Below are 23,337 nucleotides of genomic sequence, written 5' to 3'. Positions count from 1 at the left end.
ACCCGGTCTGGACGCGCGGCCGGCGAATACCACCTGCATCGCGCCGCCCCGCCCGGTCAGCACGCTGGCGCTTTCGGTGCAGCGCGCTTTCCCCGCCCTCAGCTTCCAGCAACCCCTGTTCATGCTGCAGGCTCCAGGCGACGCGTCACGGTGGTACGTCCTGGAGAAGACGGGGCGTGCATATAGCTTCGAGAACCAGCCGGACGCATCGAGCGCCCGCCTGTTCCTGGATCTTTCCGGAGTCGTCAACACTGCGTCCGAAGGCGGCCTGCTGGGCCTTGCCTTCGCACAGGATTACGCCAGCAGCCGCACCGCTTACGTTTCGTATACACGCACGCCCCCCGCGGGCGGAATGCAGTCGGTGATCTCACGATTCCAGAGCACGGATAGCGGACTTTCTCTGGACCCCGCATCAGAGCAAGTGCTGCTCACCATCGACCAACCCTTCAACAACCACAACGGCGGCGGCATCAGCTTCGGCCCCGACGGCTTGCTGTACATCGCCATCGGCGACGGCGGCTCCGGCGGCGATCCGCTGAACAATGCCCAGACCACGACTAACCTGCTCGGCACCCTATTGCGCATTGACGTCTCCGGCGGCGGTGACTACACGATTCCGCCCGACAACCCCTTCGCCGGAAATCCGCGCTGCGCCACCGGCCAGGGCACAACGGACTGCCCGGAGATTTTCGCCTGGGGCCTGCGTAATCCCTGGCGCTTCAGCTTCGATCGCGCCACGGGCCGCCTATGGGCCGGGGACGTCGGCCAGAACGCGCGCGAGGAGATCGACATCATCGAGCGCGGCGGCAGCTACGGTTGGCGTTTTCGCGAAGGTTTCGTCTGCTACAACCCTGCGACCGGCTGCCCTTCCGCGGGGCTGATAGATCCTGTGCTGGACTATCCCCACAGCGAGGGAAGCTCCGTGACCGGTGGCTACGTCTATCGCGGGCCGGCGCTGCCCGAGTTCCAGGGACGCTACCTGTTCGGTGACTTCGTCTCCGGGCGCCTGTGGGTGCTCGAGGCGGATGAATCCGGACAGTATGGCAAGACCCTACTGGCGGAGACCGGCCGCAACATCGCGTCCTTCGGCGAGGCGGAGGACGGTACGCTTTTCATCGTCGATTACGGCGGCGGTATCTACGCGCTGCAGGCAGCGGGCGGCGGCGCCACGAACACGATACCCGATCGGCTCTCGGACACCGGCTGCGTGGCGCCCGCCGAGCCCACCCAAGCTGCCGCCGGATTGATTCCCTATGCGCCGAACGCGCCCTTCTGGTCGGACGGCGCGGAGAAGGACCGCTGGCTCGCGCTCCCCGAGGCAACGCGCGTCGCGCTCACGCCGGAGGGTGATTTCGACTTCCCGCCGGGCGCCGTGCTGATGAAGAGCTTCCGGCGCCAGGGCCGGCTGATCGAGACGCGACTTTTCATGCGCCATCCCGACGGCGTATGGGCGGGCTACACCTACGCCTGGAACGAAGCACAGACCGATGCGACACGGGTCGTCGGCGGGGCACTCGTCGATATCTCCGGGCGCCCTTGGCTGTTCCCGAGTGAAGTCGAATGCCTGCAATGCCACACGGCGGCAGCCGGTCGCTCCTTGGGCCTGGAGATCGCGCAGCTCAACGGCGACTTGCTCTATCCCCAGACCGGTCGCAGCGCCAACCAGCTACTCACCCTGAACGCGATCGAACTGCTCGATCCGCCGTTGACTGCCGAACCCGCCGAGCTATCGGCCCTGCCGGATCCCTTCGGCAGCGCTGCGCTGGCTGAACGGGCGCGTGCCTACCTGCACACCAATTGCGCGGGTTGTCACCGGCCGGGCGGGCCGACGCCCTCGGCCATGGACTTGCGCTATGACGTAACCCTCGGCGAGACCGCGACATGCGATGTCCCTGGCATTACGGGCAGCAACCTGGGTATCGAGAACGCCCGGCTGCTGAGCCCGGGGGACCCGGGCCGCTCGCTTATCTGGCTGCGCATGGGGTTGCGCGACACGCACGCGATGCCACCGATCGGCAGCCTGGCAGTGGACGAAGACGGGCTGGCGCTCATCAGCGCGTGGATCGCCGGGCTGGCGGGCTGCGACTAGGACTTGGCCAGGGCCTCAGGCATCGCCTGGCGCCACATGCACGGACCACCGACCGCATTGTCCAGCCGGTCCAGCGCCGCCTCGTGGGCTGCCAGCTCGTCCTCGCTGGCGCGTTGGACCACCAGCTTCAGCCCTTTGCGCCGCACCTGCTTCGGCTTGCGCCTCTCGGCACCGGACGAAGTCGTCTCCTCCGCGGCCAACACAAGCTCCGCCTGCCCGCCCGTCATCAGCAGGTAGACGTTCGCCAACAGCTGCGCATCGAGCAGAGCACCGTGCAATTCGCGGTTGGAGTTGTCGATCTGGAAGCGCTTGCACAGCGCATCCAAGCTGTTGCGCTGCCCCGGATGCAACTGGCGCGCCAGCATCAAGGTATCCAGCACCCCGCACACACCCGCCACCGCCGGCCCCGGCGGCGTGAGCCGGGCGAACTCCGCGTCGAGAAACCCCACGTCGAACGCCGCATTGTGAATCACGAGCTCCGCGCCCTCGATGAACGCGAGAAACTCGCCCGCAATGTCACTGAACTTCGGCTTGTCCGCGAGAAACGCGCTGGACAGGCCATGCACGTTCTCCGCCTCGCGGTCGATCTCGCGCTCCGGGTTCAGGTAGTAATGAAAAGTCCGGTCCGTCGGCCGCCGGTTGACGATTTCCACGCAGCCGATCTCGATCACCCGGTGCCCCTCGGCCGGCTCCAGCCCGGTCGTTTCCGTATCAAGAACAATCTGTCTCATGCCGTCCGCTCCCGCTCGATTGCCGTCCGCTCCCGCTCGATTCAGGCGCCCGGCGCCGCCCGCTCCATGAGTTCATCAATGGCCTCGTTCGCCAGCGCATCGGCGCGGTCGTTCTCCGGATGCCCGCTGTGCCCCTTCACCCAGTGCCAGCGAATCTCGTGCCGCGCCGCGGCCGCCTCCAGCGCCATCCACAGGTCCTGGTTCTTCACCGCCTGGCGCCCCGACGTGCGCCAGCCATTGCGCTTCCACGCAGCCATCCACTGCGTGATCCCGCCACGCACGTATTGCGAATCCGTGTAGATATCGACGCTGCACGGCCGCTTCAAGGCCTCCAGCGCCATGATCGCCGCCATCAGCTCCATGCGATTGTTCGTCGTCAGCAACTCGCCGCCCTTCAGCTCGCGCTCCCGGCCGCCCGCACGCAGCAACGCACCCCAGCCACCCGGACCGGGATTGCCCCGGCACGCGCCGTCGGTCCAGGCCTCCACCGCACTCATCGCCCCGGCCGACTCGCCCACCGCCTCCGCCGCCTCGCCCGCCCCGCTCATAGCGGATTCCGCCGCGTCGGCTCCGCAAGCCCGGTCGGCACCCGCTCCGGCCGGCGCCACAGCCGTCGCAACGGCGTGACGGCGTGCACCCGCTTCACCGCCACCAGCAGGTAGCCGCCGTAATACCCCGGCAACCCGCGCGCGTGGTGCCCCCGCCCGTCGGCTTCCGAAAACGCCGGGAAATACCGCGACACCGACGTGACGTCGAAATTCAGCAGCGACAGCCAGTCGCGCAGGCGCCGCTCGGAATACAGCTGGTGCACCTGCGGCGGCCAGGCGCCCCGCGTCAAAAGGCGACGCACGCCCAGCACACTCCAGGGATTGAAGCCCATGACGATCAACCGCCCGCCGCCGGTCAGCACCCGCTCGCATTCGCGCAGCAACTGGTGCGGCTCGCTGGAGCGCTCATGGGTATGGGGCAACAGCACGGCATCCACCGAGTGGCTCGCCACCGGCAACTGCCAGTCCTCGGCGATGAAACTCACGCCCGGCGCGGCGATGTCGGAACACACCGCCCTGCGCACGGTCCCCGCGAGACCGATGAAAGCATCCGGCGCGCCCCACGCGCCCACCTGCAGCAGCTGCGACCCGAACACGCGGCGCAGCGGCTCGGCCACCACCGCCTGCTCGGCGGCCCGCAGGCGCTGGCCCGTCGGGGTCTCCAGCCAATCCAACAGCTCAGTGGGGTATACCGGCATGGCCGCAAGGATAACGGCTGCACCGCCCCGGCAACAGGGCCGCGCCGCGCCACGTCGCCCATCGGCCGCGCCACGTCGGCCGCGGGCCACGCCGCACCGGGTTGGCTGCCGGCCACTTCCGCCCGTAGAATCCCCGCATGCTTAAAGTTACCGCTGTCGAAGCATTTCGCGACAACTACATCTGGCTCATCCACGGCGAGGACCCGAGCCGCGTCGCCATCGTCGATCCGGGCGATGCAGAGCCGGTCATCGCCGCACTCGCCGAGCGCGACCTCACGCCGGTGGCGATCCTGCTGACTCATCACCACCCCGATCACTCGGGCGGCATCCCCGCGCTGCGGGCCGCGTTCGATATCCCCGCCTGGGGCCCCGCCGACGAACCGGTGCCCGGCATGACCTCGGTGGTGTCCGGCGGAGACCGCGTCGAGCTGCCCGAACTCGGCCTCGCCTTCGACGTCATCGATATCCCCGGTCACACCGCGGGCCACGTCGCCTTCCACGGGCACGGCGCGCTGTTCTGCGGCGACACCCTGTTCAGCGCCGGCTGCGGCCGCGTCTTCGAAGGCACCCCCGCGCAGATGCTGTCCTCCCTCGATGCGCTCGCCGCATTGCCGGACGAGACGCATGTCTACTGCGGTCATGAATACACCGGCGCCAACCTGCGTTTCGCCCGCGCCGTCGAGCCCGACAACACCGACATCGCGGCCCACGAAGAGCAGGTTGCCGCGATGCGCCGCGAGCACGCCCCCAGCCTGCCCTCCACGCTCGCCGTGGAGAAACGCATCAATCCCTTCCTGCGCTGCGACGAGCCGACGGTGGCCAGCGCCGCCCGCGAACAGGCAGGTCACGACCTCGCTTCGCGCGTCGAAGTCTTCGCCGCCGTGCGTCGCTGGAAAGATGGCTTCTCCTGAGGCGCACGGGCGACGCGCCGGCCTGGGTCAGCGCCTCACCGGCCTGGGTCAGCGCCTCACGGGCCTGCGTCAGCTCGCCGGCCTGGGTCAGCGCCTCGCCGGCATGCTCCTCGCGGTCTCGCTCGCGGCCTGTGCCGTGCCGCGCGACACCATGCAGGACGACGCGCTCGAGGCCGCAAACGCCACCAGCGATGCGGCCCTGTTATCGACCGTCGCCGCCGATCGCCAGCTGGCCGTCGCAGACCCCTCTCCCGCGATCACCCCATCCTCCGGAGTTGCGCCCACCGAAGTTGCGCCCACCGAAGATGCACTCCCCCCGGCCCCCGCAATCGAGCCCCCGCCCGCGGACCTGCTGGCCCGCCTCCGCGACGGCTTCGCCCTGCCCCCGGTCAGCCACCCGAAAGTGGCCACCCAGGTCGAATGGTTCGCCCGCAACCCCGCGTACCTCGAGCGGGTCCTCGAACGCGCGCGGCCCTACCTGGCGCACGTCGCGGCCGAGATCGAGGCGCGCGGCCTGCCGGGAGAACTCGCGTTTCTCCCGGTCATCGAGAGCGCCTACGATCCTTTCGCCTATTCGCACGGGCGCGCCGCAGGGCTCTGGCAGATCGTGCCCGCCACGGGGACGCACATCGGCCTGCGCCGCAACTGGTGGTACGACGGCCGGCGAGACGTCGTGGACTCCACGCAGGCGGCGCTGAATTATCTCGAGTCACTGCACGAGCGCTTCGACGGCGACTGGCTGCTGGCGCTGGCGGCCTACAACGGCGGGCAGGGCCGGGTCGGCCGCGCCATCGACAAGAACCTGAGGGCCGGCCGCCCCGCGACCTTCTGGGACCTGTCGCTGCCCCGGGAGACCCGCAACTACGTGCCGCGCCTCCTGGGCCTGGCCGCGGTGCTTGCCGATCCCGATGCCCACGGCCTGTCGCTGCCCCTCATCCCGCCCGAACCCGTCTTCACGACCATCGAGCTCGACGGCCAGATCGACCTGGCCGTGGCCGCGGAACTCGCGGAGCTGGAGCTCGCGGCGCTGCAGGCTTTCAACCCGGGCTTCAACCGCTGGGCGACCGATCCGGCGGGGCCGCATCGCCTGCATCTGCCGGTGGAGCGCGCCGCGCCGTTCGCCGCCGCACTCGCCGCCTTGCCGGCCGCGGAGCGAGTCCGTTGGCAGCGCCATGAAGTGCGTCCCGGCGACACGCTCGGCGGCATCGCGCAACGTTACAAGACGACCGTGGCGGTGCTGCAGTCCGTGAACGGCCTATCCGGCACGAACATCCGCCTCGGCGCGCACCTGATGATCCCGACCTCCACGCGCAGCATCAATGACTATCCGCTGAGCGCCGACAACCGCCTCGCCGACACGCAGCAACGCAATCGGCCCGGGCGCACCCGCCTCACGCACACGGTGCGCAACGGCGAATCGCTCTGGGTGATCTCGCGCCGCCACGGCGTGGGCGTGCGCGAACTCGCGGCGTGGAACGGCATGGCGCCGGGCGACACGCTGTCCGTCGGACGCGAACTGGTCGTCTGGGCGCGCGGCGACGGCAGGAGCGCTGCGGCGGGCGCTGCGACGGGCGCGGCAGCGGGCGCCGTACCCCAGGCACAGCCGACCATCCGCCGCGTGCACTACACTGTGCGGCGCGGCGACTCGCTGTCGCGAATCGCGAGCAATTTCAGCGTTTCTGTGGCGGATATCCGCCGCTGGAACCAGTTGGACCGGGACCGTTATCTCCAGCCGGGCCAACGTCTGGTCCTGCACGTTGACGTCACCGCGCAATCCGGCGGTTAAGGAGCTTCGATGGGATTTCTTGACGGCAAGCGCGTACTGATCGTCGGCCTCGCGAGCGAGCGCTCCATCGCCTGGGGCATCGCGCAGGCAATGCACCGCGAGGGCGCCGAACTCGCATTCACCTACCAAGGCGACAAGCTCAAGCCGCGTGTCGAGGCCATGGCCGAACAGCTCGGCGGCGGCTTCACCTGTCCGATGGACGTGGCCGAGGACGCCCAGATCGCCTCCGCCTTCGAGGCGCTGGGCAGTCACTGGGACGGGCTCGACAGCATCGTCCACTCGGTCGGCTTCGCGCCGCGCGAGCAGCTGAGCGGTCGCTTCGTCGATTCGGTCACCCGCGAGGGCTTCAAGATCGCCCACGACATCAGCGCCTACAGCTTCGCGGCACTCGCCCAGGCCGGCCTGCCGCTTATGCAGGGGCGCGGCGGATCGCTGCTCACGCTCAGCTACCTCGGCGCCGTGCGCGCCGTGCCAAACTACAACGTGATGGGCCCGGCCAAGGCCAGCCTCGAGGCGACGGTGCGTTTCCTGGCCGCCGACCTCGGCGCGGAAGGGCTGCGCGTCAACGGCATCTCGGCCGGCCCGATCAAGACGCTCGCCGCCGCGGGAATCGGTGGCTTCCGCAAGATGCTCGGCCAGGTGGCGCGCATCGCCCCCCTGCAGCGGAACGTGACGATCGAGGACGTGGGCAACGCCGCCGCATTCCTCTGTTCGGATCTCGCCGCGGGCATCACGGGCGAGATCCTCTACGTGGACGGCGGCTACAGTCACGTGGGGATGTCGCTGCCCGAGGACTGAGCGGCCGGCCGCGCGTCTGCCCTCCCGCACTCCGGATTCTCCACGCCTCCCGTCGCAAACTGCCGCCAGCCATGTCCAACCCGCTTCGCTCGGCCGCCTTCCTCGTCCAACGCTTCATGCTCGGGCGGCGCACGCTGCTGGCCCAGGTCCCGGAATTCGACCTCGAACTGCGAGTGCCGGCGGACGACCCGGTCGGGCGGCATCTCTATGCCGACCGGATGCACGCGCCTGAGGTCATCGACCTCCTGGCGACCCGCCTGCAACTGGAGCCCGACGAGCTGGTGTTCGACATCGGCGCGAGCATCGGCTGGTACTCGCTCCTTCTCGCACGCATCGCGCCCCGCGGCACGAGCATCCATGCCTTCGAGCCGGATCCCTGGGCGCGGGGGCTGCTGCAGGAGAACGCGAGCCGCAATCGCGCCGATGCCGTGACGGTCGTCGGCGCCGCCGTAGGCGAAGGCTCGGGCACCGCCGTGCTGCATCGCTACGGGGCGCGGCGCCGCACCGGCGCCGCCCTGTTCGGCGGCCGGGGTACCGCCCCGCTGCCGATCGAGATGGTCAGCCTGGACGACTACTGCCGCAGCCACGGCCTCGAGCATCAGCCCGTCGGCTTCATCAAGATCGGCGTCGAGGGATTCGAGTATTTCGCCCTGCGCGGGGCGCTGGAGACTCTCGGGCGCTGCAAGGCGCTGCTCACCGAGTTTTCGCCCGCGCGCCTCGAACAGCTCGATGTGCATCCGGCGGGCATGCTCGACCTGCTGGTGGAACTGGGCTTCTCGCCCGCGGTGTTGCGCGACGGCGGCGTGACGCCGGTGGATCGCGCCGCGCTGCTGGCCAGCGGCGCCACCCATGACGTGTACTGGACGCGGCCCGCACCGGCCTCGGCCGAGCCCGCCGTCGATCCGGCGGCGCTGGCGATCTGACGGCCGGGCTGGCGCCAGGCTCCGCACGGTCCATCTGCAGGCGAGACGCAGCGCGACAGCCTGCGCGGGATCTTCGTTACCGTCCTCTCAGGCCCGGGCCGGCTGCTCCGGCGTCTCGCCTTTCAACACCCCTTCCTCGCCCTCCAGGGTCGCGACGATCACGGCGCAGGTGCAGTCGCCGAGGATGTTGATGGCGGTGCGCGCCATGTCGAGGATGCGGTCGAAGACGAACAGCACGCCGATCGCCTCGACCGGCAGGCCGACGGCCGCGAGGATGATGGCGATCGCCACCAGCGAGGCCGAGGGAATGCCCGCGACGCCGATCGACGTGACCAGCGCGGTGACGACGATCACGAACTGGATGCCGAAGGACAGCTCCAGCCCGTAGGCCTGGGCGATGAACATCGCCGCCACGCACTCGTAGAGCGCAGTGCCGTTCATGTTGATGGTGGCGCCCAGCGGGAGGACGAAACTCGACACGCGGTTCGACACGCCCGCGCGCCGTTCCATGGCGTCCATCGTGATCGGCAGCGTCGCCGACGACGAGGCCGTGGAAAACGCGGTCAGCAGCGCCGGGGCGGCGGCGCGGTACAGCGCCACGGGGCTGGCCCGCGCGACCAGTCGCACCAGCAGCGGGATCGTCAGCAGCGCGTGCACCGCCAGCGCGCCCAGCACCGTCAGGCTGAATATGACCAAGGGCCGCGCGGCGTCGAAGCCGGTCTGCGCCACGGTGCGTGCGACGAGGCCGAACACCCCGATGGGGGCGAAAGCCATCACCCAGGTCGTGATCTTCATCATGATCGCGAACAGGGCGTCCCAGAAACGGTACATCGTGTCGCCGTGCTCGTGGCCGACGCGCGTCATGAAATAACCGAACACGATGCTGAAGAAGATCAGCCCCAGCATCTGGCCGTTGGCGGCGGCGGCGATGATGTTGGGCGGCACCATGCTGAGGAACATCTGCGCCAGCTGCCCGCCCCCGCCCGCGCCCGCCGCGGCGCCGACGCTCTCGGCGACGGCCCGCGTGCTGCTCTCCAGCGCGAGCAGGTCGCGCGCCGGCTCGCCGTTCACGATCCCCGGTTGCACGAGATTCACGAGCACGAGGCCGACGAGGATCGCCAACATCGACGTCAGGCCGTAGAACACCAGCGTCTTGCCGCCGAGCCGGCCGAGGTTGCCGCCGCCCCCGATGCCGGCGACGCCGACGATGATCGAGGAGACGATCAGCGGGACGATCAGCATCTTGAGCGCGTTGATGAACAGCGTGCCGACGAAGTCGTAGACGCTGAAGAAGCTGACGCCGAACAGCCCGGCCTCCGTGCCGCTCAGCCAGCCTGCGGCGATCCCGACGAGGATCGCGATGAGGATCTGCCAGTGAAGCTGCAGCTTGCGCATCGCCGAATGTTATCAGGATCGACGCGCGCGCGGCGCGACCGGACTACTCCAGGGCGCTCTCGAAGATCGTGACGTCCGCGTTCTCGCGCATGTCCTCGAGATAGGACTGCAGCTCCTGCGAAGCGCGCGCGCCCCGCGCCTGGTTGCGCAACTCCTGGAGCTCCTCCGGTCGCAGCAGGTCGATCCCGCCCGGGGTCACCGACAATACCTTCACGACGAAGTAGCCATTGGCCCCCTCCGTGGCCACCACGGCGGCGCCGTCGCCGGACGGCGCGGGCGCTTCGAACGCAGCGCGGGCGACAGCCGGCGGGACGGTCGCGTCGTCGCGCACCACGGTGATCCCCGCGACGAAATCGGCCGACAGCGACTCCGCCACGTCGGCGACGGGCTCGCCGGCCGCCAGGCGGGCGCGGGCCTGCTCACCCGTTTCGCGCGCCTCAGCAGCCGCCTTCTCGCGCTGCAATTCGGCCTTGATCTGCTCCGCGACGTCCTGCAGCGGGCGCAGCTCGGCAGGATGCGTATCGGCGACCCGCAGGACCACGGCATGCCCGTCGGCGAGCTCGAGCAGCTCGCTGTTCTCGCCTTCCGTGCGCACCGCCTCGCTCCAGGCCGCGGCGATGACTTCCGGACTCGCGGCGATCCCCGGCCCGCCCGCGCGGCTCACGCCCTCCACGGTGCGGATCTCGTAACCGAGCTCGGTCGCCGCCGGCACCAGGCTGCCGGGATTCTCGAAGGCGATACGGGCGAGCTCTTCCGCGTCGTCGTAAAAGCGGTCTTCCGCCTGGCGACGCCGGAAGTTGGCCAGCAACTCCTCGCGCGCCTCCTCGAACGTGGTGCCGCCGAGTTTTTCGATCTCGTCGACACGGATCAGGTGCCAGCCGAACTCGGTGCGCACCGGCGCGCTGATCGTCCCCTCCTCGAGGGCGAACAGCGCCTCCTCGAAGGCCGGCACCATCATGCCGCGCTCGACCCAGCCGAGATCGCCGCCGGCGCGCGCCGAGCCGGGATCCTCCGACACTTCGGCCGCCAGCGTGGCGAAGTCCTCGCCGGCCGCCAGCCGCTCCCGCAGGGCCTCGAGCCGCGCTTCGGCGTCGTCACCCGGGCCCAGCAGGATGTGCGCCGCCTTGCGGCGCTCGCGGCCGCTGTAGCGCTCCGGCTCGCGCGCCCGTTCGGTCTCGTAGAATTCGCGTAACCGCTCGTCGGAAACCGCGATGTCCGCGGCGAGCTCGTCGAGTTTCACCTCGATATAGGAAAGGTCCACGGTCTCCGGCGTCATCCAGCGCTCGCTGCTTTCCGCGTAGCGGGCTTCGACCTCGGCGTCGGTGACCTCGACTTCCTCGAGGAAGCGCTCCAGCGGCAAGGCGACCCATTCGACCTCGCGCAACTGGCGCTGCAACGCCACGCGCTGCTCGATTTCATCGCTGGTGACGAAAGAAGACAGCACGACGGCATCCTGCAACTGCTGCACCTGCAGCAGACTGCGCTGCTCGGCCTCGAACATCGGCGCGGTGTAGCCGGCGCCGGCCAGCGCGGCGCGATAGGCGTCCATGCTGAACTGGCCGTCCACCTGGAAAAACTCGATGCCCTGGATGTAGTCCATGAGCGCACCGTCGCCGATGCGATAACCCTGGGCTTCCACCCGCTGCTGGAGCAGCGTGCGGCTGACGAACTGCTCGATCACGCCGCGGCGGATCTCGCCGGCGATCTCCTCGGGCACATCGCCGCGGAACGCCTGCTGAAAACGGCTCACCTGCTCCTGGTAGGCACGACGCACCGGTTCGACCGGCACTTCCACGCCCTCGACCTTGGCGGCGACGGGACGGGGAGTGAAACTCAGGTCGATACCCCAGACGGCGAACACGAGGCCGATGGTGATGACGATCGTCCAGGCGACCCAGCCGGTGATCTTCTCTCTGATTTTCTGCAGCATGAACTGTCTCGGCTATCCGGTCGGATCCGGCGGCGGCCGGACCCGGAAAATGAAAGGGCGCCACGCGGGCGCCCTTTCGTTCATTGGCGGAGCGGACGGGACTCGAACCCGCGACCCCCGGCGTGACAGGCCGGTATTCTAACCAACTGAACTACCGCTCCTGAACTCAACCTGGTGGGTGCTGAAGGGATCGAACCTTCGACCTTCGCCGTGTAAAGGCGACGCTCTCCCAGCTGAGCTAAGCACCCGCGCTCCCCGGGAGGGCGCGCTAGTTTACTGCGTCCTTCAGGGCTTTGCCAGCCTTGAAACCGGGGACGCGACTCGCGGGGATGTTGATGGGATCGCCCGTCTTCGGGTTGCGGCCCTGGCGGGCTGCGCGGGATTTCACCGAGAAGCTGCCGAAACCGACGATCGCGACCTGGTCGCCCTTCTTCAGTGCCTTGGTCACGGTGTCTACAAACGCTTCCACGGCCTTCGTTGCATCAGCCTTGGTGAGGTCGGCGGCGGTCGCCACGGCCTCGATCAATTCGCCCTTGTTCATCAGGTTACCTTCAAATTCTGTATGTGTGACCACGAACCGCATGGCGGTCCCCGTTTCTCCCCCCGCCGGAATCTCGCTGCCTTGTCGCACTGCGGATCCGGGTGGCGCCTTTTTCCTCGTCCCTAAACTGATTGGCCCGCCGATGCGGCGGGCCATTCGATCGAGCGCCGTGAAAGACTGCGATTTATAACAAGCGCACCTCGCAAGGTCAATCGGAAACGGCCCGGTCTCCTGCGACGAATGCTGTCTTGAAGCACATCGTGCCCGCCATGGCGAAACCGGCGCCATATCAGCGCGATACGATGTATCATATCGCCCAGCATTCACAGGGAGCCGTGCCGATGGAACTCGATCCACTGTTGATTTCACGCATCCAGTTCGCGTTTGTCGTCTCATTCCACGCGATCTTCCCGGTATTCAGCATCGGCCTCGCCGCCTACATCGCGGTGCTCGAAGGCCTTTACTTCAAGACCGAAAACCCCGTCTACCTGGAACTCTCCAAGTTCTGGATCAAGATTTTCGCCGTCGTGTTCGGCATGGGCGTCGTGTCGGGCATCGTGATGGCCTTCCAGTTCGGCACCAACTGGAGCAACTTCTCCTATTCGGCTTCCAACTTCATCGGCCCGATCCTGGCCTACGAGGTGGTCACGGCGTTCTTCCTCGAGGCGACGTTCCTCGGGGTGCTGCTGTTCGGGCGCGAGAAGGTGCCGCACGGCATGCACCTGTTCGCCGCCTGCATGGTCGCCGTCGGCACCTTCATCTCGTCGTTCTGGATCCTGGCCGCCAACAGCTGGATGCAGACCCCGGCGGGCGTGGAGATGGTCGACGGAATGATCCAGATGACCTCCTGGACCCAGGCGATCTTCAATTCCTCCTTCCCCTATCGCTTCGTCCACTTCGCCCTCGCGTCCTTCATCACGGGCGGCTTCGTGGTCGCCGGCGTGAGCGCGTGGTACCTGTTGCGCGGCCGGCACGAGGCGATGGCGCAGAAAGCCCTCAAGATGTGCATCATCATGCTGGCGGTCGCGACGCCGTTGCAGCTGTTGACCGGCGACATGCACGGGCTCAACACGCTCGAAGAGCAGCCCATCAAGGTCGCGGCGATGGAAGGCCACTGGGAAACGAGCACCGGCGTGCCGCTGTTCCTGTTCGCCATTCCCGACGCCGAGAACGAGACCAATCACCTGGAGATCGGCATCCCGAAGCTCGCCAGCCTGATCCTCACGCATGAATGGGACGGCGAGGTCGTGGGCCTGACCTCGGTGCCCCGCGAGGAGCGCCCGCCGGTGGGCATCGTGTTCTGGAGTTTCCGCATCATGGTGGCGATCGGCATGCTGATGATCGCCGTCGCGCTCGCGGGCGCATGGAAGCTGTTCCGCGGCACGCTTTACGAGTCGCGCGGCCTGCTCAAGATCCTCAGCTACATGATCCCGCTGCCCTTCGTGGCGGTGCTCGCAGGCTGGTTCGTTACCGAAGTGGGCCGCCAGCCCTGGATCATCCAGGGCATGATGACGGTCGGCGAAGGCCTCACCCCGTCCCTGACGGGCTGGATGGCCCTGGTCACGCTGATCGGCTACATCGCGGTCTACGCGATCGTGTTCGCCGCCGGTGTCTTCTACCTGCGCAAGGTCATCATCGCCGGGCCGACGCCCGAAGAGAAAGATTCCGAGGAAGGCCGGCCCAAGCGCCCCTGGTCGGCAGTCTCCACGCCCCTGGATGATTCGCCCGAACCGGCAAGGAGCTGAACATGGAACTGATTGACCTGACACTCATCTGGGTGCTGCTGATCGGCTTCGGCGTGTTCATGTACGTGCTCATGGACGGCTTCGACCTCGGCGTCGGAATCCTCTTCCCCTTCGCACCGAGCGAAGAATCCCGCGACGAGATGATGAACTCGGTCGCCCCCGTGTGGGACGGCAACGAGACCTGGCTGATCCTCGGCGGCGCCGGCCTGCTGGCCGCCTTCCCGATGATCTACTCGGTGTTCCTGCCGGCTCTCTACATCGGGGTTTTCCTGCTGCTCGCCGGGCTGATCTTCCGCGGCATCGCGTTCGAGTTCCGCTTCAAGGCCACGACGCAGAAGCACTGGTGGGATTACGCCTTCTTCGGCGGCTCGACCGTCGCGTCCTTCGCGCAGGGCGCCGTCATCGGCTCCTACGTGCAGGGCTTCAACGTCGTCGATGGCCGCTACGTCGGCGGCGCCTTCGACTGGCTGACGCCGTTCACGCTGATGACGGGACTCGGCGTGGTGGCCGGCTATGCGCTGCTCGGCGTGACCTGGACGATCATGAAGACCGAGGGCAAGACGCAGGACTGGGCCTTCAAGCTGGCCCCGCGCCTGCTCGTCATCGTGCTGGGCTTCTTCGTGCTGGTCAGCATCTGGACGCCGTTGACCAACGAGCGCGTCATGACCCGCTGGTTCGACCACGTCAACTGGCTGTGGATTTTCCCGGCGCTGACCATCGCGTTCGCCGCATGGGTGTTCGTGCAACTCAGGAAGCGGGCCGAGACCGCGCCGTTCCTCGGCTCGATGACGCTGTTCTCGATGTTCTACCTGGGCATCCTGATTTCGATGTGGCCGCTGGCGGTGCCGCCGAACTACACCTTCTGGGATGCGGCCTCCGACCCGGGCAGCCAGCTGTTCCTGCTCATCGGCTTCATGTTCCTGATCCCCATCGTCCTCGGCTACACCGCCTGGACCTACTGGGTGTTCCGCGGCAAGGTGAAGCGCGGGGCGGGATACGCTGGCCACTGAAACACGGTCAGGGCATAACCGCTGGCTGAAATCGCGGGCGCCGGCCTGGCTGGCGCCCGCTTCTTTCGGCCTCGCGACGGCCGAGGCCTTCTGCGTCCTCGCCCAGGCCGGGTTGCTGGCCTGGATCATCGCCGCCGCGGTCGTCGATGCGCGCGAACTGGCCGCGCTGCAGCTCCCCCTGATCGGCCTCCTGGCGGTGTTCGCCTTGCGCTCGCTGGTGGGCGGGGTGCGCGGCGTGCTGACAGCGCGCGCCTCGGGCGAAGTCCGCCAGCAGCTGCGCAGCGAACTGTTCGTGCGCATGCTCGACGCGGGACCGCTGCTGAAAGGCCGGCTCGGCACGGGATCGCTGACCACCGTGCTGATCGAACAGGTGGAAAGCCTCGATCCCCACTACGCCCGCTTCATGCCGCAGATGGCGACGGTGACCGTGGTGCCGGTGGCCATCCTCGTGGCGGTGTTCTGGGCCAACTGGCTGGCCGGCGCCTTGCTCCTGCTCAGCGCGCCGCTGATCCCCGCGTTCATGATCCTGATCGGCATGGGCGCCCAGCAGGTGGTGCGCGCCCAGCAACAGGCGCTGGGCCGCCTGAGCGGCCTGTTCTTCGATCGCCTGCGCGGCCTCGACACCATCCGCCGCTTCGGCGCCGAGCAGCGCGAATCCGCGCGGATCGCCGCGTTCGCCGAGGACTTCCGCGCACGCACCATGCGCGTCCTCCGGGTCGCGTTCCTCTCCTCCGCGGTGCTGGAGTATTTCAGCGCGATCGCCATCGCCACCCTGGCGATCTACATCGGCATGGGGCTGCTCGGCTTCATCACGCTGGGCCCGGCCGAGACGCTGACCCTTTTCTCCGGCCTGTTCATCCTGCTCCTGGCGCCCGAGTTCTATAACCCGCTGCGCACCCTGGCCCAGCACTGGCACGACCGGGCCGGCGCGCTCGCGGCGGCGGAAGGCATCCGCGAAGTCCTCGCCGCGCCGGTGGCGCGCCCGGAACCGGCGCGCCCGGCGGAAGCGATCCCGACGCAGGCCTGCCCGGTGCACATCCGGGAGGTGCACATCGCCCTGCCCGGCCGGCCCGCGCTGTTCACCGGCCTCGACCTCGACGTCCCGGCGGGGCAGAAACTCGTCATCGCCGGCGCCAGCGGCAGCGGCAAATCCACGCTGCTGTCGATCGTCGGTGGGTTCGTCCAGCCCGATGCCGGCGAGATCCTGCTCGGCAAGACGCCCCTGGCCGCCCTGACCCGCACCCAGCTCAGCCGGGTCCGCGCCTATCTCGGACAACAGCCGTTCCTCTACGCCGCCAGCATTCGCGACAACATCCTGCTCGGGCATCCCGCCGACGACGCGGCGCTGCGACGCGCCGTCGCCCTCGCCGGGCTGGAGCGCTTTCTCGCCACGCTCCCGGCCGGACTCGACACCCTTCTCGGGCAGGACGGGCTCGGCGTCTCGGGCGGGCAGGCGCGGCGCATCGCCCTCGCGCGAGTATTGCTGGCGCCTCGGCCGCTGCTGTTGCTCGACGAGCCGACGGCCAGCCTCGATGCGGACACCGAGCAACAGTTCTGGGCCGACCTGGACCGCGCGCTCGCGGCCGGACCGATGACGGTGATCTGCGCCAGCCACAGCGCGCTCGCCTTGCGCTGGGCCGACCGGGCATTGCTGCTGGCCGACGGGGCATTGCGGGAGATCGAGCGATGAGAGACCGCCTCGGCCTCGGTCCGCTGCTCGGCCACCGGCGCTGGTGGCTGGTCGGCGGCGTGCTGCTGATTTTCCTCAGCCTGGTCTCAGGGGTGATCCTGCTGTCGCTGTCCGGCTGGTTCCTCACGGCCAGCGCGCTCACCGGGCTCGGCCTGATCGCCGCGCTCGACGTGTTCAGTCCGGGCGCGGGCATCCAGTTCGCGGCCATCAGCCGCACGGTGTCGCGCTACCTCGAGCGCCTTGTCACCCACGAGGCGACCTTCCGCCTGCTCGCCGACCTGCGCCTGCGGCTCTTCGACCGGCTGCTCACCCTGGACGAGGGGCAGCTGCGCGGCCTGCAGCGCGGCGACACGCTGAATCGTCTCACGGCGGACGTGGACACGCTGGACCACCTGTTCCTCGGCGTGATCGGGCCGGGGGTCTCGGCATTCCTGCTCACTGTGCTGGCCGGCTTGCTGACCGGCCTGCTGGTGGATCCGTGGCTGGCCGTGGCCGCGCTCGGACTCATGCTCGTGGTCAACCCGCTGGTGGCTGAGCTCACGCGGCGGCGCGGCCGCGGCGCCAGCCGCGCGCTGGTGGCGGCGCTGCCAGGATTGCGCCGTCACGCCAGCGACAACCTCGAGGCGCTGCAGGACGTGGTGGCCTTCGATCTCGGTGACCGCGAACGGCGCGAGCTGGAGGATCGTTCAAGCCAGGTGATCGGCCTGCAGGAACGGCTGCAGAAACTCGACGCGATCGCCCAGGCGCTGGTGACGCTGACCGGCCTCGGTGCCGTGTGGCTCGCCCTCGTGCTCGGCATCGGCCTGCTGCAAGAGGGCAACATCACGGGGCCGGTGCTCGGCCTGCTGGCACTCGGCGTGCTCGCCCTCGGCGAAGCCTGGCAGCCACTGCCCGGCGCCTGGCGACGGCTGGAACAGTGCCGCGGGGCCGCCGGACGGCTCGGCGACACCATGGAGCGCGAGCCGCTGCTGGCACCGGCCGATCCCGGGCTGGCGCCGGCCGGCCAGCGGCTCGAGCTGCGCAGCGTGAGCTTCCGTTACCGCGACGACCTGCCGCCGGTGCTCGACGGCTTCGACCTGGAGATCGCGCCGGGCGAGCGGCTCGCGCTGGTCGGCCCGAGTGGCGCCGGCAAGAGCACCCTCGCGATGCTGATGATGCGCCAGCTCGACCCGGATAGCGGCAGCGTCTGTCTCGACGGCGTGGACCTGCGGCAGCTGGACCAGGACCTGCTGCGCCGGCACATCGGCCTGCTGGCGCAGCGCCCCGTGCTGTTTCACGACACGCTGGCCGCGAATCTCCGCCTCGCGGCGCCCGGGGCGAGCGATGCCGAGCTGTTCGAGGCGCTGGAGACCGCGGGCCTCGGGGAATTCGCGGCAGGACTCGAAGACGGCCCCGAGACCTGGATCGACGAGGCGGCCAGCAACATCTCGGGCGGCGAAGCCCGGCGCATCGCGCTCGCCCGGCTCGTGCTGAGCGATTGCCCGATCGTGATCCTGGACGAGCCGACCACCGGCCTGGATGCGGGCACGGCTCGCGCGATCGCGGCGACCCTCGACCGCTGGCTCGCGGGGCGCACGGTGATCATGATCACCCACGACCCGGAGCTGCTGCCGCCCTACGACCGCATCGTCCGGGTAGGCGGCGTCAATTAGTCGCAGGCGGGATTATTGGCGGGTTTTTTACGGGCCATATTTCTCTCTAGAACAGACTATTAGCCTGATTGAAAGCGAAATATGGCGGATGATCTGGCGGGATGGCTGGCGGGGTTCCGAACGCGGATGCGCGTGGCACCCCGCCAGCCGTTCAATCAATGGCCACGTTTCAGTGCGCGTGCACGCCCTTGCCTTCCGGCTTGGCATCCCCGGCCGGCGGCTCCTCCGGCACTTCGGGACTGGCGGTCGGCAGGTGCGTCAGCGCCACCTCCAGCACCTGGTCGATCCACTTCACCGGGCGGATATCGAGCTTGCCCTTGATGTTCTTCGGGATCTCGACGAGGTCCTTCTCGTTCTCCTCCGGGATCAGCACGATGCCGATCCCCCCGCGATGGGCGGCGAGGAGCTTCTCCTTCAGTCCGCCGATCGGCAGCACTTCGCCGCGCAGCGTGATCTCGCCGGTCATCGCGACGTCGGAGCGCACCGGAATGCCCGTGAGCGCCGAGACCAGCGCCGTGCACATGCCGATACCGGCGCTGGGGCCGTCCTTGGGCGTCGCGCCCTCGGGCACATGGATGTGCACGTCGTGCTTGGCGTAGAACTCGGGATCGATGCCCAGCACGCGCGAGCGGCTGCGCACCACCGTCATGGCGGCCTGGATCGACTCCTTCATCACGTCGCCGAGCGTGCCGGTGTGGATCAGCTTGCCCTTGCCCGGGAGGGTCGCCGCCTCGATGGTCAGCAGTTCGCCGCCCACCTCGGTCCAGGCCAGCCCCGTGGCGAGCCCGACGCGATCGGTCTCCTCCGCCCGCCCGTAGCGGTAACGCCGCACGCCGAGATACTTGTCGAGCGAACCCGGCTTGACGGTGACTTTCTTCTGCTCGGGGTCGAGGACCATCTCCTTGACCACCTTGCGGCAGATCTTCGCCAGCTCGCGCTCCAGGCTGCGCACGCCCGCTTCCCGCGTGTAGTAGCGGATCGCGTCGCGCAGCGCGCCGTCGGTCAGCGCCAGCTCGCTCTCCTTGAGCCCGCTGTTCTTGATCTGCTTCGGCACCAGGTAGCGCTTGGCGATGTTGAGCTTCTCGTCCTCGGTGTAGCCGGGGATGCGGATCACTTCCATGCGGTCCAGCAGCGGCGCCGGGATGTTCAGGCTGTTCGCCGTGCAGATGAACATCGTCTCGGACAGGTCGAAGTCCACCTCGAGGTAGTGGTCGTTGAAGCTCGAGTTCTGCTCCGGGTCGAGCACTTCGAGCAGCGCCGAAGACGGATCGCCGCGGAAGTCCATCGACATCTTGTCCACTTCGTCTAGCAAAAACAGCGGGTTGCGCACCCCCGTGCGCGACATGTTCTGGATGATCTTGCCCGGCATGGAACCGATGTAGGTGCGCCGGTGGCCGCGAATCTCGGCCTCGTCACGCACGCCGCCGAGGCTCATGCGCACGAACTTGCGGTTGGTGGCGCGCGCGATGCTCTTGCCCAGCGAGGTCTTGCCGACGCCCGGCGGCCCGACGAGACACAGGATCGGGCCTTTCTGCTTCTTCACGCGCTGCTGCACCGCCAGGTACTCGACGATGCGCTCCTTGACCTTCTCCAGCCCGTAATGATCCTCTTCCAGCACCCCTTCGGCGCGGCTGAGATCCTTCAGGACGCGGGTGCGCTTCTTCCACGGCGCCTTCAGCAGCCAGTCTATGTAATTGCGCACCACGGTCGCCTCGGCGGACATGGGCGACATCATCTTCAGCTTGTTCAGCTCGGAGGTGGCCTTTTCCTTGGCCTCGGCCGGCATGCCGGCGGCCTCGATCTTCTTCTCGAGCTCGGCGGCCTCGTTGGCCTCGTCGTTCATGTCGCCGAGCTCTTTCTGGATCGCCTTCATCTGCTCGTTGAGGTAATACTCGCGCTGGCTCTTCTCCATCTGCTGCTTGACGCGTCCGCGCACGCGCTTCTCGATCTGCAGCACGTCGATCTCGCCCTCGACGAGCGTCATGACGAGCTCGAGGCGGGCGCGCAGGCTGGCGGCCTCCAGCACGCGCTGCTTGTCGGAAAGACGCAGCGACATGTGCGCCGCGACCGTATCGGCGAGGCGACCCGGATGATCGATGCCCGACAGCGAGGTCAGGATCTCGGGCGGCACCTTCTTGGAGAGCTTCACGAAGTTCTCGAACTGCGTGACGATGGAGCGCGTCAGGATCTCGATCTCGCGGTCATCGCGACCGTCCGTGTCCTCGAGAATCTCGATGTCGGCGTGGAAATACTCGCCCTCGTGAATGCTCTTCAACGCCACGCGCTGGCCGCCCTCCACGAGCACCTTCACGGTGCCGTCGGGGAGCTTGAGCAACTGCAGGACCGTGGCCAGGGTGCCGACGTCGTAGAGATCACCGGGGCCGGGCTCGTCCACGTCGGCCTGGCGCTGGGCCACGAGCACGATCTGCTTGCCGCCCTCCATGGCCTGGTTCAGCGCCTGGACCGAGCGGTCCCGCCCGACGAACAGCGGTATGACCATGTGCGGATAGACCACCACGTCCCGCAACGGCAGCACCGGGGCGCCGGTTTCCGGGATCACGGGAGTCTGCGGGCTGTTCGAAGTGTCTTCTGCCACGTTGGGGGTATCCTCATGAAAACATTAGCAACAGGGCGAGATCGGCAGGTGCCGACCCCGGCCCAGTGGGAGATATGGGGGCGCAGCGGGTCGTTATCAAGCAGACTCCCCCCGACGCCAGGGGTTCCCCGGAAGGTTTCTCCGGGCGGCCACGAACAGGTGGCGGCCGGTTGTCGGGAGATCCGCCCGGATCCCTAGTACGCGGACCCGGCGGGACGTTTTTCGTCGAGCCGCGAGTCGTCGGATTCGTAAACGATGTACGGCTTGGTCTCGCCGTTGACGACGGTCTCGTCGACGACCACCTTCGAGGCGTTCTCCATCGAGGGCAGCTCGTACATGGTGTCGAGCAGCACGGTCTCGAGAATCGTGCGCAGGCCGCGGGCCCCCGTCTTGCGCGCCATCGCCTTGCGCGCCAGGGCGCGCAGCGCGTCCTCGCGGAATTCCAGCTCGGCGCCTTCCATCTCGAACAGGCGGTGGTACTGCTTGGTCAGCGCGTTCTTGGGCTCGACCAGGATCCGCACCAGGGCGTCCTCGTCGAGCTCCTCCAGCGTCGCCACCACGGGCAGCCGGCCGACGAACTCGGGGATCAGGCCGAACTTGATCAGGTCCTCGGGCTCGACGTCGTGGAACAGCTGCCCGGCCGTCTTCTGGTCCAGGACGCCCTGCACCTCGGCGACGAAGCCGATGCCGCTCTTCACGGAGCGGTTGGCGATGATCTTCTCGAGGCCGGCAAAGGCGCCGCCCACGATGAACAGGATGTTGCGCGTATCGACCTGCAGGAACTCCTGCTGGGGATGCTTGCGCCCGCCCTGCGGCGGCACCGAGGCCACCGTGCCCTCGATCAGCTTGAGCAGCGCCTGCTGGACGCCTTCGCCCGACACGTCGCGGGTGATCGAGGGGTTGTCCGACTTGCGGGAAATCTTGTCGATCTCGTCGATGTACACGATGCCCGTCTGCGCCCGCTCGACGTCGTAGTCGCACTTCTGCAGCAGCTTCTGGATGATGTTCTCGACGTCCTCGCCGACATAGCCCGCTTCCGTGAGCGTCGTGGCGTCGGCGATGGTGAAGGGCACGTTGAGCAGGCGCGCCAGGGTCTCGGCGAGCAGCGTCTTGCCGCAGCCCGTCGGGCCGATCAGCAGGATGTTGCTCTTCGCCAGCTCCACCTCGTCGGCGCGGCCGCGCTCGGCGTTGCGGCTCTCGAGACGCTTGTAGTGGTTGTAGACGGCCACCGCGAGCACTTTCTTGGCTGCGGCCTGGCCGATGACGTACTGGTCGAGGACGGCGTTGATTTCCTGCGGGCGCGGCAGCTTGCTCTTGCCCGGTTCGCTCTTGTCCTCGAGCTCTTCCCGGATGATGTCGTTGCACAGCTCGACGCATTCGTCGCAGATGAACACGGACGGACCGGCAATGAGCTTGCGCACCTCGTGCTGGCTCTTGCCGCAAAAGGAGCAATAAAGCAGCTTGCCGTCGTCGTGCTTGCCGCGGTGGTCGTCAGCCATTCCTTAACCTCGGGGGTTCAAACCGGTAACCGGGCGCACAGGCGCATTCCGGCAGAGCTTATATATCACGCCGCCGTGACCGGCTGCAAAAAACACGCTGCGGTGCGGGACTCAGCCCTGCAGGGGCAGCGCCTCGCCACGGCGGCTCAGGACGCGGTCCACGAGGCCGTATTCGACGCACTGGTCGCCGCCCATGAAAAAGTCCCGATCGGTGTCCTTGGCGACCTTTTCCTTGTCCTGCCCGGTGTGCGCGGCCAGCAGCTCGTTCAGGCGGTCGCGGATCTTCAGGACCTCGCGCGCATGGATGTCGATGTCCGAGGCCTGGCCCTGGAAGCCGCCCAGCGGCTGGTGGATCATGATCCGCGAATGCGGCAGGCAGAAGCGCTTGCCGTGGGCGCCGGCCGCCAGGAGGATCGCGCCCATGCTCGCCGCCTGCCCGACGCAGATGGTCGAGACGTCCGGCTTGATGAACTGCATCGTGTCGTAGATCGACATGCCGGCGGTGACGACGCCGCCCGGCGAGTTGATGTACAGGTGGATGTCCTTGTCCGGGTTCTCGGACTCGAGGAACAGCAGCTGCGCGACGATCAGGTTCGCCATGTGATCCTCGATCGGGCCCACCACGAAGATCACGCGCTCCTTGAGGAGCCGCGAATAGATATCGTAAGCCCGTTCGCCACGCGCGGTCTGCTCCACCACCATGGGGACGAGGTTCAACGCCTTGGTCGTCATTCTTTCACTCCGCTGCCGCCCGCCGGCGACGATGTCTCTACAAGTATCCGAACCCGGGACGGC

The 23,337-nt window shown here is 68.0% G+C and carries 18 protein-coding genes and 2 tRNA genes; 9 read left to right on the top strand and 11 right to left on the bottom strand.

Annotation, left to right across the window (positions count from 1 at the left end):
* Nucleotides 1-76 precede the first annotated feature (76 nt).
* Nucleotides 77-2,089 carry a PQQ-dependent sugar dehydrogenase gene (locus tag G6032_RS11580; protein ID WP_206211950.1) on the top strand — a complete coding sequence of 671 codons (2,013 nt, stop codon included), beginning with the start codon at nucleotides 77-79 and terminating at the stop codon, nucleotides 2,087-2,089.
* Here G6032_RS11580 and dnaQ read toward each other — a convergent pair.
* The 3 genes from dnaQ to G6032_RS11565 are packed head-to-tail and all read right to left on the bottom strand — an operon-like array spanning nucleotide 2,086 to nucleotide 4,042.
* The gene (dnaQ, locus tag G6032_RS11575) at nucleotides 2,086-2,820 is read right to left on the bottom strand and encodes a DNA polymerase III subunit epsilon (protein ID WP_165282301.1); all 735 of its coding nucleotides are present in this window, start codon (nucleotides 2,818-2,820) and stop codon (nucleotides 2,086-2,088) included. The genes G6032_RS11580 and dnaQ overlap by 4 nt on opposite strands.
* 41 nt (nucleotides 2,821-2,861) lie before the next feature.
* Entirely contained in the window at nucleotides 2,862-3,368 is a 507-nt protein-coding gene (gene rnhA, locus G6032_RS11570; RefSeq protein ID WP_240902246.1) for a ribonuclease HI, read from the bottom strand.
* On the bottom strand, nucleotides 3,365-4,042 hold the full coding sequence (locus G6032_RS11565; protein WP_165282300.1) for a methyltransferase domain-containing protein: 678 nt from the start codon (nucleotides 4,040-4,042) through the stop codon (nucleotides 3,365-3,367). The genes rnhA and G6032_RS11565 overlap by 4 nt, the downstream gene beginning before the upstream one ends.
* Nucleotides 4,043-4,203: 161 nt before the next feature.
* On the opposite strand from G6032_RS11565, the gene gloB reads away from it, so the two are divergent.
* From gloB to G6032_RS11545, 4 genes are all read left to right on the top strand, one after another.
* Nucleotides 4,204-4,977, top strand: a complete 774-nt coding sequence (gene gloB / locus G6032_RS11560; protein WP_165282299.1) for a hydroxyacylglutathione hydrolase — start codon at nucleotides 4,204-4,206, stop codon at nucleotides 4,975-4,977.
* Nucleotides 4,964-6,763, top strand: a complete 1,800-nt coding sequence (locus tag G6032_RS11555; protein ID WP_165282298.1) for a LysM peptidoglycan-binding domain-containing protein — start codon at nucleotides 4,964-4,966, stop codon at nucleotides 6,761-6,763. The genes gloB and G6032_RS11555 overlap by 14 nt, the downstream gene beginning before the upstream one ends.
* A 9-nt stretch (nucleotides 6,764-6,772) precedes the next feature.
* Entirely contained in the window at nucleotides 6,773-7,561 is a 789-nt protein-coding gene (locus tag G6032_RS11550) for an enoyl-ACP reductase (RefSeq protein ID WP_165282297.1), read from the top strand.
* Nucleotides 7,562-7,632: 71 nt separating this feature from the next.
* Nucleotides 7,633-8,484 (top strand): FkbM family methyltransferase, encoded by an 852-nt coding sequence (locus G6032_RS11545; RefSeq protein WP_165282296.1) that lies wholly within the window; start codon nucleotides 7,633-7,635, stop codon nucleotides 8,482-8,484.
* Nucleotides 8,485-8,571: 87 nt separating this feature from the next.
* Here the strand turns inward: G6032_RS11545 and G6032_RS11540 are convergent, their stop codons facing one another.
* The 5 genes from G6032_RS11540 to G6032_RS11520 all read right to left on the bottom strand — a co-directional run bounded on the left by G6032_RS11540 (nucleotide 8,572) and on the right by G6032_RS11520 (nucleotide 12,350).
* The gene (locus G6032_RS11540; protein WP_206211949.1) at nucleotides 8,572-9,879 is read right to left on the bottom strand and encodes a dicarboxylate/amino acid:cation symporter; all 1,308 of its coding nucleotides are present in this window, start codon (nucleotides 9,877-9,879) and stop codon (nucleotides 8,572-8,574) included.
* Nucleotides 9,880-9,922: 43 nt separating this feature from the next.
* A complete protein-coding gene (locus G6032_RS11535; protein WP_165282295.1) occupies nucleotides 9,923-11,809 on the bottom strand; it encodes a SurA N-terminal domain-containing protein in 1,887 nt (628 codons plus the stop codon).
* 84 nt (nucleotides 11,810-11,893) lie between these two features.
* A tRNA-Asp gene (locus tag G6032_RS11530) sits at nucleotides 11,894-11,970 on the bottom strand.
* 11 nt (nucleotides 11,971-11,981) lie between these two features.
* Nucleotides 11,982-12,057, bottom strand: a tRNA-Val gene (locus G6032_RS11525).
* A 20-nt stretch (nucleotides 12,058-12,077) separates the two neighbouring features.
* A complete protein-coding gene (locus G6032_RS11520; protein ID WP_165282294.1) occupies nucleotides 12,078-12,350 on the bottom strand; it encodes an HU family DNA-binding protein in 273 nt (90 codons plus the stop codon).
* Between the two features lie 341 nt (nucleotides 12,351-12,691).
* Between G6032_RS11520 and G6032_RS11515 the strand changes: the two genes are divergently transcribed.
* Genes G6032_RS11515 through cydC form a run of 4 tightly spaced genes read left to right on the top strand, consistent with a single transcriptional unit; the run spans nucleotide 12,692 to nucleotide 18,447 of the window.
* A complete protein-coding gene (locus G6032_RS11515; RefSeq protein ID WP_165282293.1) occupies nucleotides 12,692-14,095 on the top strand; it encodes a cytochrome ubiquinol oxidase subunit I in 1,404 nt (467 codons plus the stop codon).
* 2 nt (nucleotides 14,096-14,097) lie between these two features.
* Nucleotides 14,098-15,105, top strand: coding sequence for a cytochrome d ubiquinol oxidase subunit II (gene cydB, locus G6032_RS11510; RefSeq protein ID WP_165282292.1), 1,008 nt, complete (start codon nucleotides 14,098-14,100; stop codon nucleotides 15,103-15,105).
* On the top strand, nucleotides 15,095-16,795 hold the full coding sequence (gene cydD / locus G6032_RS11505; protein WP_165282403.1) for a thiol reductant ABC exporter subunit CydD: 1,701 nt from the start codon (nucleotides 15,095-15,097) through the stop codon (nucleotides 16,793-16,795). The genes cydB and cydD overlap by 11 nt, the downstream gene beginning before the upstream one ends.
* A complete protein-coding gene (gene cydC / locus G6032_RS11500; protein ID WP_165282291.1) occupies nucleotides 16,792-18,447 on the top strand; it encodes a thiol reductant ABC exporter subunit CydC in 1,656 nt (551 codons plus the stop codon). The genes cydD and cydC overlap by 4 nt, the downstream gene beginning before the upstream one ends.
* 169 nt (nucleotides 18,448-18,616) lie before the next feature.
* Here the strand turns inward: cydC and lon are convergent, their stop codons facing one another.
* From lon to clpP, 3 genes are all read right to left on the bottom strand, one after another.
* Nucleotides 18,617-21,043 (bottom strand): endopeptidase La, encoded by a 2,427-nt coding sequence (gene lon / locus G6032_RS11495; protein WP_346763812.1) that lies wholly within the window; start codon nucleotides 21,041-21,043, stop codon nucleotides 18,617-18,619.
* Nucleotides 21,044-21,237: 194 nt separating this feature from the next.
* Nucleotides 21,238-22,542 carry an ATP-dependent Clp protease ATP-binding subunit ClpX gene (gene clpX, locus G6032_RS11490; RefSeq protein WP_165282290.1) on the bottom strand — a complete coding sequence of 435 codons (1,305 nt, stop codon included), beginning with the start codon at nucleotides 22,540-22,542 and terminating at the stop codon, nucleotides 21,238-21,240.
* A gap of 111 nt (nucleotides 22,543-22,653) precedes the next feature.
* Entirely contained in the window at nucleotides 22,654-23,274 is a 621-nt protein-coding gene (gene clpP / locus G6032_RS11485) for an ATP-dependent Clp endopeptidase proteolytic subunit ClpP (protein WP_165282289.1), read from the bottom strand.
* Nucleotides 23,275-23,337 lie beyond the last annotated feature (63 nt).

Origin of the sequence: Wenzhouxiangella sp. XN24 (assembly GCF_011064545.1) — a bacterium.
In the GTDB taxonomy this organism is placed as follows: Bacteria; Pseudomonadota; Gammaproteobacteria; order Steroidobacterales; family XN24; genus XN24.
Note: the sequence above shows the minus strand (reverse complement) of the source record. Positions and strands in the feature narration are given on the sequence as shown.

Excerpts from the sequence above, each read along its gene's own strand:
- clpP (WP_165282289.1), bottom strand. The coding sequence starts at position 23,274 with ATGACGACCAAGGCGTTGAACCTCGTCCCCATGGTGGTGGAGCAGACC.
- G6032_RS11540 (WP_206211949.1), bottom strand. The coding sequence starts at position 9,879 with ATGCGCAAGCTGCAGCTTCACTGGCAGATCCTCATCGCGATCCTCGTC.
- rnhA (WP_240902246.1), bottom strand. The coding sequence starts at position 3,368 with ATGAGCGGGGCGGGCGAGGCGGCGGAGGCGGTGGGCGAGTCGGCCGGG.
- cydC (WP_165282291.1), top strand. The coding sequence starts at position 16,792 with ATGAGAGACCGCCTCGGCCTCGGTCCGCTGCTCGGCCACCGGCGCTGG.
- G6032_RS11520 (WP_165282294.1), bottom strand. The coding sequence starts at position 12,350 with ATGAACAAGGGCGAATTGATCGAGGCCGTGGCGACCGCCGCCGACCTC.
- dnaQ (WP_165282301.1), bottom strand. The coding sequence starts at position 2,820 with ATGAGACAGATTGTTCTTGATACGGAAACGACCGGGCTGGAGCCGGCC.
- G6032_RS11550 (WP_165282297.1), top strand. The coding sequence starts at position 6,773 with ATGGGATTTCTTGACGGCAAGCGCGTACTGATCGTCGGCCTCGCGAGC.
- G6032_RS11545 (WP_165282296.1), top strand. The coding sequence starts at position 7,633 with ATGTCCAACCCGCTTCGCTCGGCCGCCTTCCTCGTCCAACGCTTCATG.
- gloB (WP_165282299.1), top strand. The coding sequence starts at position 4,204 with ATGCTTAAAGTTACCGCTGTCGAAGCATTTCGCGACAACTACATCTGG.
- G6032_RS11555 (WP_165282298.1), top strand. The coding sequence starts at position 4,964 with ATGGCTTCTCCTGAGGCGCACGGGCGACGCGCCGGCCTGGGTCAGCGC.
- clpX (WP_165282290.1), bottom strand. The coding sequence starts at position 22,542 with ATGGCTGACGACCACCGCGGCAAGCACGACGACGGCAAGCTGCTTTAT.
- G6032_RS11535 (WP_165282295.1), bottom strand. The coding sequence starts at position 11,809 with ATGCTGCAGAAAATCAGAGAGAAGATCACCGGCTGGGTCGCCTGGACG.
- G6032_RS11515 (WP_165282293.1), top strand. The coding sequence starts at position 12,692 with ATGGAACTCGATCCACTGTTGATTTCACGCATCCAGTTCGCGTTTGTC.
- cydB (WP_165282292.1), top strand. The coding sequence starts at position 14,098 with ATGGAACTGATTGACCTGACACTCATCTGGGTGCTGCTGATCGGCTTC.